The 14235-nt window shown below is 68.9% G+C and carries 15 protein-coding genes; 9 read left to right on the plus strand and 6 right to left on the minus strand.

From position 1 onward, the window contains the following. Positions 1 to 50 precede the first annotated feature (50 nt). On the plus strand, positions 51 to 1247 hold the full coding sequence (locus tag RIE08_14355) for a cytochrome P450 (GenBank protein MEQ8718790.1): 1197 nt from the start codon (positions 51 to 53) through the stop codon (positions 1245 to 1247). A 12-nt stretch (positions 1248 to 1259) separates the two neighbouring features. Here the strand turns inward: RIE08_14355 and RIE08_14360 are convergent, their stop codons facing one another. The 3 genes from RIE08_14360 to RIE08_14370 are packed head-to-tail and all read right to left on the minus strand — an operon-like array spanning position 1260 to position 2867. Continuing rightward, positions 1260 to 1655 (minus strand): nuclear transport factor 2 family protein, encoded by a 396-nt coding sequence (locus RIE08_14360; GenBank protein MEQ8718791.1) that lies wholly within the window; start codon positions 1653 to 1655, stop codon positions 1260 to 1262. A 1-nt stretch (position 1656) separates the two neighbouring features. Then, a complete protein-coding gene (locus tag RIE08_14365) occupies positions 1657 to 2463 on the minus strand; it encodes a family 1 encapsulin nanocompartment shell protein (GenBank protein MEQ8718792.1) in 807 nt (268 codons plus the stop codon). Then, on the minus strand, positions 2460 to 2867 hold the full coding sequence (locus RIE08_14370) for a ferritin-like domain-containing protein (protein MEQ8718793.1): 408 nt from the start codon (positions 2865 to 2867) through the stop codon (positions 2460 to 2462). Before RIE08_14370 ends, RIE08_14365 begins: the two co-directional genes overlap by 4 nt. A 156-nt stretch (positions 2868 to 3023) precedes the next feature. Between RIE08_14370 and RIE08_14375 the strand changes: the two genes are divergently transcribed. From RIE08_14375 to RIE08_14385, 3 genes are read left to right on the plus strand one after another with little or no spacing between them, the layout of a single operon-like run. Continuing rightward, positions 3024 to 3662, plus strand: a complete 639-nt coding sequence (locus tag RIE08_14375; protein MEQ8718794.1) for a DUF1353 domain-containing protein — start codon at positions 3024 to 3026, stop codon at positions 3660 to 3662. Further along, positions 3659 to 4123, plus strand: coding sequence for a PaaI family thioesterase (locus tag RIE08_14380; GenBank protein MEQ8718795.1), 465 nt, complete (start codon positions 3659 to 3661; stop codon positions 4121 to 4123). The genes RIE08_14375 and RIE08_14380 overlap by 4 nt, the downstream gene beginning before the upstream one ends. Continuing rightward, positions 4120 to 5472, plus strand: coding sequence for a hypothetical protein (locus RIE08_14385; GenBank protein MEQ8718796.1), 1353 nt, complete (start codon positions 4120 to 4122; stop codon positions 5470 to 5472). The genes RIE08_14380 and RIE08_14385 overlap by 4 nt, the downstream gene beginning before the upstream one ends. Positions 5473 to 5499: 27 nt before the next feature. Here the strand turns inward: RIE08_14385 and RIE08_14390 are convergent, their stop codons facing one another. Further along, on the minus strand, positions 5500 to 6513 hold the full coding sequence (locus RIE08_14390; GenBank protein MEQ8718797.1) for an NYN domain-containing protein: 1014 nt from the start codon (positions 6511 to 6513) through the stop codon (positions 5500 to 5502). A gap of 55 nt (positions 6514 to 6568) precedes the next feature. After that, positions 6569 to 8374 (minus strand): ATP-dependent zinc metalloprotease FtsH, encoded by a 1806-nt coding sequence (ftsH, locus tag RIE08_14395; protein MEQ8718798.1) that lies wholly within the window; start codon positions 8372 to 8374, stop codon positions 6569 to 6571. Positions 8375 to 8496: 122 nt separating this feature from the next. Between ftsH and RIE08_14400 the strand changes: the two genes are divergently transcribed. Both RIE08_14400 and RIE08_14405 read left to right on the plus strand, forming a co-directional pair. Then, a complete protein-coding gene (locus tag RIE08_14400) occupies positions 8497 to 9435 on the plus strand; it encodes a hypothetical protein (GenBank protein ID MEQ8718799.1) in 939 nt (312 codons plus the stop codon). Positions 9436 to 9485: 50 nt separating this feature from the next. Continuing rightward, on the plus strand, positions 9486 to 10382 hold the full coding sequence (locus RIE08_14405; GenBank protein MEQ8718800.1) for a DNA-formamidopyrimidine glycosylase family protein: 897 nt from the start codon (positions 9486 to 9488) through the stop codon (positions 10380 to 10382). Between the two features lie 27 nt (positions 10383 to 10409). Here RIE08_14405 and RIE08_14410 read toward each other — a convergent pair whose 3' ends face one another. Next, entirely contained in the window at positions 10410 to 11876 is a 1467-nt protein-coding gene (locus RIE08_14410) for a hypothetical protein (GenBank protein MEQ8718801.1), read from the minus strand. A gap of 120 nt (positions 11877 to 11996) precedes the next feature. Here RIE08_14410 and RIE08_14415 point away from each other — a divergent pair, with 120 nt between their 5' ends. The 3 genes from RIE08_14415 to RIE08_14425 all read left to right on the plus strand — a co-directional run bounded on the left by RIE08_14415 (position 11997) and on the right by RIE08_14425 (position 14232). Further along, positions 11997 to 12821 carry a glycosyltransferase family 2 protein gene (locus RIE08_14415; protein MEQ8718802.1) on the plus strand — a complete coding sequence of 275 codons (825 nt, stop codon included), beginning with the start codon at positions 11997 to 11999 and terminating at the stop codon, positions 12819 to 12821. Positions 12822 to 12886: 65 nt separating this feature from the next. Beyond that, positions 12887 to 13654, plus strand: a complete 768-nt coding sequence (locus RIE08_14420; protein ID MEQ8718803.1) for an SDR family NAD(P)-dependent oxidoreductase — start codon at positions 12887 to 12889, stop codon at positions 13652 to 13654. Further along, positions 13651 to 14232, plus strand: coding sequence for a YceI family protein (locus tag RIE08_14425; protein MEQ8718804.1), 582 nt, complete (start codon positions 13651 to 13653; stop codon positions 14230 to 14232). The genes RIE08_14420 and RIE08_14425 overlap by 4 nt, the downstream gene beginning before the upstream one ends. Positions 14233 to 14235: the final 3 nt, after the last annotated feature.

The following is a 14235-nucleotide window of genomic DNA, read 5'->3' on the forward strand; positions in this document are numbered from 1 at the left end:
GTTGCGCTGTGCAACGCTAGGTCGACCGGGCCGACCTGGGGGAGAGACCGATGGCCGACCATGTTCTCACCGAGTACGACCACATCCGCGAGGCCTACCGCCAGAAGGCCCTGAAGCAGGCGCTCTACGACGCCGGGGGCGTGGTGATGGCCGACACGCTCCTCACGCTGTGGGGCGACGACCACCGGCAGCGCCGGCGCCTCGAGAATCGCCTGTTCCGGCGTGAGACGTTCGAGTTCTACGAGAGCGAGCTCATGCCCGGCGCGATCAAGGAGGTGCTCGATCCCGCGCAGGCCCAGGGTGAAGGAGACGTCGTGCCGCTCTCCCGACGGATCGTCGTGAACCTGACGGCGATGGCGGCCGGAGTGGACCGGGTGGAGGGTACGCCCGAAGAGACCGACCGGATCTTCCGGTATGCGGTGAAGTTCTCCGAGGGGGCCACCGCGGTTCACAGCACCCGGGACCCCGAGGAGCTCACAGCCGAGGTCGCGACCGCACTCGAGGCGTGGGACGAGGAGTTCCTGGCGCCGTCGATAGCCCGGCGCGAGCGCCTGCTGGAGGGCCTGGAGGCCGGCGAGGTGGCGGAGAGCGATCTGCCGCCGGACGTGTTGATGATCCTGATGCGCAATCAGGACAACCTCGACCTGAGCCGTGACGTGATCCGCCGCGAGGTCGCGTTCTACATGCTGGCCGGGATGCATTCCACTGCGGCCGCCTCGACCCACGCCGTCCACGAGATCTTCGAGTGGCTCGATGCCGATCCCGGGCGGGCCGACCAGCTCCTCGGCGACGAGTTGCTGCTGCAACGGTGCGTGCACGAGTCCATGCGGCTCCATCCGGCCAGCCCGGTCGCGATGCGTGAGGCGATCGAGCCCATCGACTTCTCGTGGGGACTGCACCTCGAGCCGGGGGACACGGTGACCCTGGACCTGATGTCGGGGAATCGCGACACAGCGGTGTTCGGTGAGGACGCTGCGGCGTTCAACCCCGACCGGAGCTTCCGTGATGACGTGCAGCCGTGGGGTCACAGCTTCGGCGGTGGGCGTCACGCCTGCATCGGCATGGAGCTCGACGGCGGGATTCCGCCGGACCCCGACGGTGCCAAGTCGGTCCTGTTGGGCAGCGTCGCCCTCATCGTCGAAGGGCTGTTGCAGCGCGGTGCGCGCCGTGATCCTCAGGATCCTCCCACCCAGGACGAGACCACCACCCGCAAGTGGTGGGGGCGCTACCCGGTCCTGTTCAGCTGAGCCCCGGCGACTTCAGGCGTTGCGCATCGGAGCGGATCGCTCGAGCCACACGTGGTAGTCGAGGTAGTCGCGCACCGCTGTGATCGACGACGTGGCGACGTCGACATCCCACACGCCGTTGCACTCGATCGCGTACTCGACCCCGGCCACCCAGAACCGGTCGACGCGTTCGAGCCACACCCGGTCCTCGCCGTCGGATTCGGTGACGATGTCCCAGCGGACCTTGTCGCACCGGCCGAGCGCGCGGCCGAATAGCTCGCGGATGGCCTCACGGCCCTCGTAGGGCGGATGGGGGACGTTCTGGTACGTCGCGTCGGGGGCGAAGCACTCCGCCACCGCGTCCACGTCGCGCGACTCCACGGCCCCGAGAAACCGGTCCACCACCTCGCGAGCGGTCGACGCCGGCATTTCAGTCGTCGTAGCGCAGGGCGATCGCCTGCTCCGGTGCGGGGTTGACGACGGTGAGGGACTCGGTGATGTACAGCTCGACGCTGTCGGACGTGTGCCCACCGAAGCCGACCGAATGGTCCTGGCCGCAGACGATCTTCTGGTCGCCGTCCATCGCGACGACCACCGCGCCGTCGACCATCGGGGCCCACACGACCGGGCCGCCGAGGATCAACTTGATGTGTTCGAGCACCGGATAGCCGCCGTGCTGGGTCGTTGCGATCACGCCGCGGTGACAGCGCGGGCCGAGTGCGATGCCGTAGGGGCCGTCGACGCCGGCCTCACGCATTGCGGCCACGGCCAGGGCGACCTTGTTCGGGTATGCCCCGAAGTCGTCGTCGAGGGTGATGGGCTCGTGGGGTGAAGCGGTGACCAGACCGGCGATGCCCGCGTCGTCGGATCCGTCGTAGACGAGCCGGTCTTCGGCCTCTGCGATCAGTCGGGCGGCCTTCTGGGCCGGGGCCAGATCCGGCGCGATCGCTCCCCGGGAGATGGCTTCGAGCTCGGTGAGCTGGAGGCTGAATGCGGCGCGTAGCTCGACCATCCGTTGGACGTCGCGCGACGAAACGGTCACGCCCTCCACCGGCGATCCGCCCAGCGGCGAGACCCGACCGGTGCCGACGGCGGCGTGGTCCCAGCCGTGTGGGCCCGAGAACGAGACGAGGCGGCGGGCGCTGAGGAAGAGCCTCAGAGCCGAACTCACTTCTTCGTCGACCGCCCCCCAGGCCTCGTCGTCGATGGGGGCTCTCTCTCGTAGCAGCCAGTTCACAGTGACTCCTCTCCTCGCAGGCTTCCGATACCGAGGTCAGCGCGGGGTGCGTCTGCCTCGTCATGTCCGTCGCCGTCACCGTCGCCGTCAGCGTCAGCGCCGCCGGTGGCGTGGTCCTCGACCTCGGTGACGGGGCGATCGGTGAACAGATACGTGCGGAGGACCTCGTCGAAGCCGGCATCGTTGCGCCGCAGCCACTCGAGGTTCATCGCGGCGTGTTCCTTCTCCTCGTCACGGTTGTGGGCGAGGATCTCGGCCAGAGCGGGGTCCGCGGTGGCGGCGACCCGCTGGTCGTACCAGTCGACCGCCTCGAGTTCCTCCATGAGTGAAACGATCGCCCGGTGGCGATCGATCACGGTCTCGGGGAGCCCGGAACGCTCTTCGTGCAGACCTTCCGATCCCAAGACGTGACCTCCTCGTCGTTGACGTCTCCGTTCGACCAGGTTGCCAGGCTGCGGGGCCCGGGTCGACTCGGCGGACGCGACACGTGTCGCGACGCGCGGATCGTACCCCCGTCGTCGTCGGGGGAAACTGTGGGAACCCGACCGAGGAGGCGGCCCGTGCCCTTCGACGACGACACCCGACTCACCGTCAGCCAGGTCGATGACAACCGTTGGCGACTCGAGCGTGAGCTCGTCTACCACGGTCGGTCAGACACCTTCCGCGTCCCCGCCGGATTCACGACCGACTTCGCGTCGGTTCCGAGGCCGCTGTGGTGGCTCGTCCCCCGCTATGGCCGGTTCACCCGTTCGACCGTGCTCCACGACCACCTCTGGGGTCTCGCCGACGCCGGCCGGATCAGCCGCTGTGACGCGGACGGCATCTTCCGCCGATCGATGAACGAGTTGGGTGTGCCCTTCCTGCAACGCTGGATCATGTGGGCGGCCGTGCGACTCGGCGGGGTCAGAGTGCGCTGGACCGAACCGCTGCGATGCGGGCCGGCGTCTGCGCTGGCCTTCGTGGTCATCGCCGTGCCGACCTTCGCCTTCGTGCTCCCCGTGGCGCTGGCGACGGCGGTCTTCCTGGGGCTGTTCTGGCTTCTCGAGGGCATGACTGCACTCGTCGTGAGGTTGGTGGCGCGGCGACCGGTCAACATGCCGCGCCGGACCTGGTATTCGGAGAGCACGCGGTTCCCCGAGCCCTTCCCCTCTCCCGCGTCCGAGGATGCTCCGACGCTGTGGCAGGATCGATCACCGTGAACACCGATGACTGGAACGCGCTCGGCCTCGGCCACATGGCGCCGCGGCTGGATCCGGAGAAGTCGATCCTTTCGGTCCTGGGGATCGAACTCGAGCCCGTCGACGACGAGACGATCCGCGCCGTCGTGCCGGTGACCGACCGGATCCGCCAACCGATGGCACTCGTACACGGTGGGGTGTACGGACTCATCGCCGAGACGGTCGCGTCGGTCGCCACCGCCCGGTTGGTGTATCCCGATGGTCTGCATGCCTTCGGTGCGGGCTACAGCACGAACCTCCTGCGGCCGATATCTGTCGGATCGATACATGCGTTGGGGACCCTGCGACACCGTGGGCGAACTACCCTCGTGTGGAACGTCGACATGAGCGACGACGAGGGACGGCTGTGTGCCGTCACACTGATGACGATGGCCGTGCGCCCCGACCAGGCCCCGCGACCGGAACAAGGAGACCCCCGATGACCCGAATTCTGACAGCCATGCTCCTCGCTGTGGCCCTCGTCGCCGCCGCATGCGGTGGGGGCGACGACGACGCCGAACCAGAAGGGGCCGACGGCACAGCCGACGCCGGTGCCGACGGTGTCGATGGTGACGTCGCGGCCGGCGACGACGACGGGTCCACGCAGGGACAGGGAGCCGGCGACGGTGCGTCCGGCGGAGCTGTCGACGGGGCGGTCATCATCGTCTCGGGGCTCGGATCGTACGGCGTCAGCGCCGACGCCACGGAGGGGACGCCCATCGAGTTCGCCGACATGGACGGCGTGAGCGTGGGCACCGAACCGGTGACCGACGGTGAAGGGGCATACGTGTTGACCTTCCGGACTCTGGAAGGCCAGTCGTTCGCTGCGGAGGCGTTCGTCGGTCGCGTCGATCTCGCGACGGGCGAGACCTCGACCGTCGCCCGCATCGGGGTGGACCGTGAGTCCGATGACGCCGAGGAGCTGACCGAGTACGGGCCGATGGTCGCGATCGACGGAGAGGTATGGGTCTACTCGCAGGTCTTCGGCGAGTCGACCGGCGAATTGCTGCGTCTGTCCCCCGACTCACCGGACGGCCCGGTCGCGAGCGTGACGCTGTCGCGCCCGCAGGCGCTGCACACCGACGGCGAGATGATCTACGTCTGGACCGAGTCGGGCCTCACCGTGATCGACCCCGCGACCGGTTCCACGTCGGTCCTAGTGCCGACCGGTGTCGTCATCGCCGAAGCCGCACCGGATGTCGACCTGGGGTCGCTGGTCATCAGCCGCTCCGGGGCCGCACCGGCGGCGGAGGATCTGGACTTCGTCGCCCGCAGCCTCGCCGTCGACGGGGGTTCCATCAACGGCACGACCCTCGGTGACGGCGTGTTCTGGGTGAGCATCGACGGCGTGTTGTCGACGTCGGCGGGCGACACGGTGCTGGCTGAGGCGCTGGTCGGCTTCGACGTCACCGACGGAACCGTGACCGCGGTGATCCCCACGATCGGCGACGGTGACTACTTTTTCGAGGAGAACAGCGTCGACGTCGGCGACTCCGAGATCGCGGCCTTCGACGGTGCCGTGTGGATCGTCGACCGCCAGGACAACGGCGCACTGTTGCGGGTCGACCCCGCGTCGGGCGAGGTGGCGGTCACCTACGAGCCGTGTGCGCCTCCGCTCGAGTGCGAGGACGCCAGCTTCATCCTGACCGACCCTGATGCCCTGTGGCTCGACGTCACCCGCTACGAGGTGACGGGAGAGGGGTCCCGGTCCGGCGAGATCTGGGTCGAACGCATCGACACGGGTACCGGTGCGGTCGCCGCGTCGGCGTCGGTGCAGTCGCTGATCTTCTGAGCCGACGGGACGGCGCCGCGTCCCCGGTCAGCCGTTGACCGTGAGGATGTAGTCCGACGCGTCGTCGTCCCACTCGAGCTCGATCAGCCCACGGGAGCGGGCCGCCTTGGTGAACTGCAGGAAGCCCCCGTAGCCGAGCCGGCGCTCGTCGAAGCTGCGGTCCCGGCTCTTGAGGATGTCCTTGAGTCCCGAGAGCTGCGCCGACCCGGACTCCGCGACCACCTCGGCGAGGAGAGCCATCGCCGAGGCCTCCGCGTCGCTGGTGTCGGGCAGACGAACGAGCGGGTCCCCGGAGCCGTCGAGTTCGACCACGCCCTCGCTCTCGAGCGCGCGCAGGAGCTCGCCGAACGCCCGGTACCCGTGGTCGGCCTCGGAGAACGTCGGGTCCTTGCGGAGGAGCGCACGCTTGAGCGAGGAGGACCGGATGGTGCTGCCGTCGCTCGCCTGGACCAGACCCGTGAGGGTGCGGACGACCTGCACCGCGACGTCGGCCGGCTCGGCCCGGGTCGTCGTCTCCTCGCCGTCGCCCTGGTCCTTGGACCGGCTGGCGCGTTCGCGGCCGCCGCCGTCGTCGCCTATCAGGCGCTCGTAGAACAGGAACTCGTCACACGCCGGTGGAAGCAGTTTCGAGGTCGAACCCGAGATGCCGAAGCCGATCACCCGCTTGTCGAGCTCACGCAGCTTGTGCACCAGGGGGGTGAAGTCGCTGTCGCCGGTGCCGATCACGAAGGTGGTCACGTAGGAACGCTCGAATGCCAGCTCGAGGGCATCCACCGCGAGCTTGATGTCGGCGGCGTTCTTGCGGGCGCCACCCATCTTCTGGGGGATCTCGAGCAGTTCGACGTGCTGGCGGGTCAGCGCCCGGCGGTCCTCGCTGAAATAGGACCAGTCGGCGTAGGCCCGCCGCACCACCACCCGGCCACGTTCGGCCATCGCGTCGGCCACGGGCCCGTAGTCGAAAGCACGGCCGAGGTTCTCGCGCGCACCGATCGCGAGGTTCTCGTAGTCGAGGTACACGGCAAGTCGTTCTTCACTGATCACACCCGCACCCTAACGGGAGCCACGCGGTACCGAGAGGGCAATCGTCGCCAGCGGGTCAGGGGTCGACGACGACGACCATCGCATCGTCGGGGATCTCGTCGACCACGCCGGCCACCTCGTAGGCGGCGTCCTGGTCGAGGGTCTCCGCCGCGAGGAGAGCTTCAGCCAGCCGGTCGAGGCGGTCGCGGTTCCGCGCCAACAGGCCATGGGCCGCCTCGTAGCACTCGGTGATGATGCGCCTCACGGCAGCCGTGGCCGGGTCGGAGAGCTCCGCGTCGACCGGGTGGCTGACCGGCCCGATCTCACTCGACATGCCCCACCGTGCCACCATCATCCGGGCGAGACGGGTGACGTGTTCGAGATCGTCCTCGGCGCCGGTCGTCACCTCGTCGAAGACGAGTTGCTCGGCCGCCCGCCCACCGAGGAGGCCCATCATCCGACCGCGGAGGTAGGCCTCCGTGAAGACGTAGCGGTCGCTGTCGGGGCTCTGGTAGGTCACTCCCAGGGAGCGACCGCGGGGGATGATGGAGATCTTGCGGACGGGGTCGGCACCCGGTTGCAGCATCCCCACGAGGGCGTGCCCGGCCTCGTGGTAGGCGGTGCGGCGTCGTTCCACGGGGGTGATGACCACGGCGCGTTCGGTACCGAGGACGATCTTCTCGAGGGAGCGCAGGAAGTCGTCGCCGCGGACCCGGTCGCGGTCGTCGCGGGCCGCGGTGATGGCAGCCTCGTTCACGAGATTGCGCAGATCGGCCCCCGCCATGCCGGGGGTCGTCGCTGCGACACGTTGGAGATCCACGTCGGCGGCCAGTGGCACCTCGCGGGTGTGGAGCTCGAGAATCGCCCTGCGCCCGGCGAGGTCCGGTGGGCTGACGACGACGTGGCGATCGAAGCGGCCGGGCCGCCGCAACGCGCTGTCCAGCACGTCGGGACGGTTCGTGGCGCCGATGACGATCACGCCGTCGGTGTTCGAGAAGCCGTCCATCTCGGTCAGGATCTGGTTGAGCGTCGTCTCACCCTCACGTTCACCGGAGGAGCCCTGGGCCGCGCGGGCGCGGCCGATGGCGTCGAGTTCGTCGATGAAGATGATCGCCGGAGCAGCCTCCTTGGCCTTTCGGAACAGGCTGCGGACCCGGCTCGCTCCCACGCCGACCAGCATCTCGGTGAACTCCGACGCGGACATCGAGAAGAAGGGCACGCCGGCCTCGCCTGCGACGGCACGCGCGAGGAGGGTCTTGCCGGTGCCAGGTGGGCCCGACAGCAGCACCCCACGCGGGACGTCGGCGCCGAGCCGGCTGTAGCGCTCAGGGTTGCGGAGGAAGTCGACGAGCTCTACGAGCTCGGCCTTCGCCTCGTCGATGCCGGCGACGTCGTCGAACGTGGTGGATCGGCCGCGTCCGTCCCATGCCTGGGCGTCGGATCGCCCGAAGCGCATCCCCATCGAGGAGCGGCTGAAGATCCAGACGAGCACGGACACGAGCAGAACGACGGGGACGAGCGTCAACAGGAGCTGTTGCCACAGGGGGTTGCGGTTCGAGGGAACCCGGGCCTCGACCTCGACGCCCTGGTCCACCAGATCACCCAGGAGGTCGTCGTCGGCGAAGCTGGGACGCACGGTGGTGAACTCGAGGACCGTCCCGTCGTCCCCGGCGTCGACGGGCGAGACGAATACGCCGCTGACGCTGTCGCCGCTGGTCTCGACGCGAACCACGTTGCCGCTGGCAACCTCCTCACGGAACACCGAGTACGGGATCTCGGCGCCGGGGGAGTCGTCGCCCAGGAGTTGGAGCGCGAGGACGGAGTACGCCGCCGCCACGGCGACGATCGCGACCGACAGGAACATCCGGCGACTTCGAGTCACCTCTGCAGTATCGGCAACTTCGCCCGAACCGTGAGTCGCGAACCGGTCCGAGGTCCCCCATGACGGCCGTCGGAGGCAGGAATCGCTCAAAGACCGACCCGAATCGGCCGACAGTTGACAAGGTGAGGACCAGCTCGACCAGATCCAGGACGGCTGTCGTGGTGGCGCTGGTCGTCGCCATCGCGGCCGCGGCGTGCTCGGGGGGATACCCCGACGACCTCGACGAACAACTCGCGTCGTTCAGCGACAGCCACGAGCGGCGCCAGGCCGTTCTCGAGGCGAACGGCATCGCCGCGCCCGCCGAGGGCGACCGCGGCTCGGGACCGACGGGTGACGATTCCGTCGACGGCCTCGGGGACGCAGCGGTCGACGGCACATCGCGCGACGGGACGGACGACCTCACCGAACAGCAGCGGGCCCTTCGCGACGGGAGCATCGTCGCCACGGCCCTCCCGGCCGCCGTCGATCTGGGCGAGGACTGGTGGACGTCGTCGTTCGACCCCGCGTCAGAGGTGGACGGCACCGTCCGGAGCTACGACACCATCAGGTCGTGTCGGGTGCTCGTCGACCTCACCAAGGAGAGCGACCATGTGGCCCTCGCGGGTGCCTGGTACGGCGACCAGCGCCAGACGTCCAACGTGCAGATCTGGACCCGACTCTTCGACACGCCCACCGCGGCGGCGGCCTGGTTCGTGACCGAGTCGAGCGCCACGGCGATGACGTGTGTGCGCAATCTCTACCTCGTCACCTATGAGATCGACGAAGCCCAGATCGAGGGTCTCGTGTACGACGACGTGGTCCTGACCCGCGCCGAGGTCGGGGTCGCGGTTCCTGACGACGTCGAGATCGCCGTCTTCCGCTCCGACACCCCCGGCCGGATCGACGGCGAGATCCACCTTGTCGACTCGGTCGCCGAGGTACGGATTCTCATCGACCGGATGGTCGTCGCGATGCGCGTGCTGACGACCGACGCCGTTGCGACCTCGGTTCTCGTCGACAGCGTCGTACCCATGGCCATCGAGGCGGCCCGTACGGCCCTCGCCGGCGGCGCTGCCATCTAGTCCGCTCCGCGGCGTCGGGGCGCATCGCCGATCGCTGCGACAATGGGGCGGTGCCCGAACTGCCCGACGTCGTCGTCTACCTGGAAGCCCTCGAGCGCCATGTCGTCGGGCACACCCTGGACAAGGTGCGGGTGAGCGGCATCTCGGCTCTGAAGTCCTTCGATCCGCCGTTGGGAGCCATCGAGGGCCGGGTCGTCGCGGGGACCCGTCGGTTGGGGAAGCGGCTCGTGTTCGACTTCGGTGACGACCTCTTCTGTGTCATCCATCTCATGGTCTCGGGTCGCCTCCACTGGCGGGACAGGGGCGCGAAGGCCGGCCGCAACGGCCTCGCCGTGTTCGACTTCGCCACGGGGTCACTCGTCCTGACGGAGGCGTCGAAGAAGAAGCGGGCGTCGATCTGGGTCGTGGCCGGATCCGACCAGCTCGCCGCGGACCACGACCGGGGCGGCGCAGAGCCACTCGAGGTCGACGCGACGACGTTCGCAGAGGTGCTCCGTGCCCGGAACCGCACCCTGAAGCGGGCTCTGACCGATCCGACGATCTTCTCGGGGATAGGCAACGCCTACTCCGACGAGATCCTCGTGCGGGCCGGCCTGTCACCGGTGCGTCGCACGGGTCAACTCGACGACGCCGAGGCTGCCCGGCTCCACGGCGCGGTGGTCGCCACCCTCGAGGAGTGGACCGATCGCCTGCGCGCCGAGGTCGGCGAGGGTTTCCCCTCGAAGGTGACCGCCTTCCGACCCGAGATGGCGGTCCACGGTCGTCACGGTGAGCCGTGCGGGCTGTGCGGGACGACGGTCCAGCGGATCGTCTACGCCAGCAACGAGGTCAACTACTGCCCGGCGTGTCAGACCGAGGGGCGGATCCTCGCCGACCGGTCGCTCTCACGGCTGTTGAAGGACGACTGGCCGACGACGATCGAGGACCTCGAAGACCGGGGGCCGTGAGAGCGCAGGCCCGACCCGCGGCGGGGATCAGTCCACCCGCTGGTGGATGACGGCGATGTCGTCGGTGTAGACGCGTTCCCAGTCTCCGGAGAGGTCCAGCAGACTGACGACGGCGGTGTCGGGTTTCACGAGGGTCCACGAGATGTCGAAGTCGTCGAGGATCGTGGCCCACGAGGACCCGCCGGCGGACACCTCGTGGTGGGCCCTCAACATGTCGGCCCCGTACACGTCGGCCCGGCCGTCGATGAAGACGTCGATGTCGCGCCACACGAGGTATCCGCCGTAGCTGTAGGTGTTGAAGACGTTGCCCGAGTCGAGTCCGGTGGCGACGGCGACGTCCACGGCGGTCACCGGAAGGTTGGCGTCGATGGCGTCGTCGTTGGCTGCGACGTTCCGGACGACGGAGATGGCCGTCGCGGCGCACAATCCGGCCACCAGGATGACGACGAGACCCCGCGACCGGAAGGTGAGGTCGCGCTCGCCTGTCGCCGTCGGGCCGGCGGGGGTCCGTTCCAGCGCCGACACGAGGTGCCGCAGGACGGCTGGTGCCGCGATCACTGCGAACAGCGAGATGTGGCGCAGCGAGGTGAGGCCCGCGGCGGCCGTCCCGACGAAGAGGAACAGGTCGGTCGCCGTCACCCGCAGGCTGCTGTAGGCGAAGCCGACGAGTCCGGCCACGAGCATCAGCGCGAAGGGCCACCACATTCTCTCGCCGAGGTCTGGCGCGAGCCACTCCCTGATCAGTTCCTGCTGAGCGTCGCTCCCGAGCGTCTCGAACGGGTAGAGCCACAGACGCGGACCGCTGGGATTGACGACGGCGACGACGAGCATGGCCCCGGCGATGCCGAGCAGACGTTTCGCTGTCGCTATGTCGAATCGGGAGCCCGTGGCGGCGAAGCGCGCGTCGATGAGATCCCCGATGGCGTACGTGCCCACGATCGCCACGCCGGCGTAGAAGCCGCTGTGGAGATTCGCCCAGACGACGGCGAGCGGGACGAGCAGCGTCAGCCGCGAAGCGGGCACGCGCCCACGCCGTACCGACTCGATCAACCACACCGTCGTGGCGGCGAGCAACACGTTGAACAACTGCGGACGGGCCCCCCAGGCGACCAGCGAGGTGCGGGCGACGAGGTAGGTGAACGCCGCCGCCATGAGCGGCCCCGCCCCGACCATGCGGCTCGTGCGGTAGACGATGCCGCAGATCGCAAGGCCGATGATGCCGAAGAAGACCATCAGCCCGACGAATCCCCCCGCGCGGTGCACGAGTTCCATCACGACCTGCGACAGCCATTCGTGGGTGACCCATTCGCGGCCGGGCACGCTGTGGGAGAAGACGTCGCTGTCGGGCCAGCCGCCCGAGAGGATCAGCTCTCCCGTCGGGAGATGCCACCAGAGGTCGGGGTCGACCGTGGGGCGCAGCGACATCCCGACCACGAGGGTGCCGATCGCAAAGGCGCCGAGTCTCTGCGCGGTGAGTGCGGGGCGCGTCTTCACGGGAAGACTCGTCGTCGTCATGACGCTCCAATCGGCCCCACGGCCCCGCGATTCAAGTTGAGTCGGGCGACTCATGGGCACTAAATGCGGGCGGCACGATGCCGATTGAGAACTATGGCGATGACGCTGCCGCTCGACTGGCCGGTCTCCACCGGGGACGAGAGCCTGACACCGCCGCCGGCGAAACGTCCGGTGGCCCCGGCGCTGAGCGTCGTGGTCCCGCTGTACAACGAGGAGCGCAGGGTTCCCGCGCTCTGCGACGCGGCCCGTCGTTGGGACACCCCCTTCGGTGCGGCCGAACTGATCCTCGTCGATGACGGCTCCACGGACCGCACGGTCCGCATGCTCGACGGTGGCCTTGTCGACTGCGAGGTGCCACACCGCGTCATCTCCCATGATCACAACCGTGGGAAGGGCGCCGCCGTTGCGACGGGGATGCGTCAGGCGACCGGCGACTTCGTCGCGTTTCTCGACGCGGACCTCGCGGTCACCTTCGAGGACCTCGCCCGCGCGATGTCGATGATGGAGTCCGCAGGAGCGCCGATAGCGGTCGGTTCACGTCGCCACCCCGACTCCGAACTTCCCGACCCCCAGCCCGTGCTACGCCGCACCCTCGGCCGATGCTTCAACCTCGCCGCCCGGTCGATGGGCCTCGCGTCCATGAGTGACACGCAGTGTGGGATGAAGATCTTCCGGCGGATGGCGGCAGCCCAGATATTCCCGCACGTCAAGTCAGAAGGTTTCGCGTTCGACGTCGAGGTCCTGCGGGTCGCGGAACTCTATGGCCACAAGGTGATCGAGGTCCCGGTCACGTGGCACCACCGGGGTGAGTCGAAGGTACGCCCCGTGCGCGACGGCATGGCCATGTTGCGCAGTCTGGTCGCCATCCGCCGCCGGTGGGGCAAGGGTTCCGAGGTGCGGCTGATGAGCAGCCACATCCGCTGACCTGCCACACTCTGCACCCACGAAGGTCGCACCGGGACGCGGTGCGGAGAGGGGTGTGATCGGGGATGGAACTCGCAGGGCGCAGCGCGCTGGTCTCGGGTGGCGCAGGCGGTCTCGGCGCCGCCGCGGTTCGTGAACTCGTCTCGGCCGGGATGTCCGTCGTGGTCTTCGACCGTGACACGGAGCGGTCCGCGGCCCTGGTCTCCGAGATCGGGTCCGCTGCGGTCGCCGTGGCCGGAGACGTCGGCGCCGACGAAGATGTGGGCGCCGCGTGCGACGCGGCCGAGGCGCTGGGGACGCTCTCGCTGGTCGTGAACGTCGTGGGCATCGGCTGGGCCGAGCGGACCGTGAACCGCGACGGTCACCCCCACGACCTCGATCGCTACCGCCAGGTGATCGAGGTGAACCAGATCGGAACCTTCAACGTCGCACGTCTCGGCGCGGCCCGCATGGCGGCCAACGACCCCGACGACGGTGGCGAACGCGGCGTCATCGTCAATACGGCGTCGGTGGCGGGCTACGAGGGCCAGACCGGTCAGATCGCCTACTCGTCGTCCAAGGCGGCGATCATCGGGATGAGCCTGCCGATGGCCCGGGATCTGGCGCCGATCGGGATCAGGGTCAACTGCATCGCGCCGGGGATCATGAACACCGATCTCATGATGACCGCGAGCGAAGAAGTGCGGGCCGGACTCGTGGCCAACGTCGTGCACCCGAAGCGCTTCGGGGAGCCTGCTGAGTACGGTCTGCTCGTGCGCCAGATCGCGGAGAACGCCTATCTCAACGGCGAGTGCATCCGTCTGGACGCGGCTCTGCGGTTTCCACCCAAATGAGCGACGAGGCCGCCCTCACGAGAGTGGTCGACGGCCGGCCGGTACCCGCGCCCGGTCGGTGGGAGATAGATCCCGGTTTCACGCGTGTGGCCTTCGTGGTGCGGCGGCTGTTGACCCGGATGCGGGGCGACTTCGCCGACGTGGAGGGCACCGTCGTCATCGCCGAGGATCCCACCGGGTCGAGCGCCACCATCACCATTCCGGCGGCCACCGTTCGCACCGGCCATCCGGGGACCGACGAGGCGGCCCGGGAGATGCTCGGTGTCGAGGACTTCCCGACCATCACGTTCACGTCCACGGCGGTGGCGCCCGGGGAGGCGGACCTTTGGACGATCACCGGTGACCTCACCATCCGGGGCGTGACGCGGCCGGTGGACCTGGCCACGCGGTTCGTCGGTGCCGCAGAGCACCCCTTCGGTGGGATGCGCAAGGCGACCTTCGAGGCGACCGCCACTGTCGACCGCCGTGACTTCGGTGTCGATCAGTACCAGGTCCCGGCTCCGGGCACCGCCGGCGCCGTCGTGGTGGGCAACGCGATCTCCATCACCCTCGACGTCGAGGTGGACCTGGGGGACTGACCG

The sequence above is a fragment of the Acidimicrobiales bacterium genome (genome assembly GCA_040219085.1).
GTDB lineage: Bacteria > Actinomycetota > Acidimicrobiia > Acidimicrobiales > JAVJTC01 > JAVJTC01.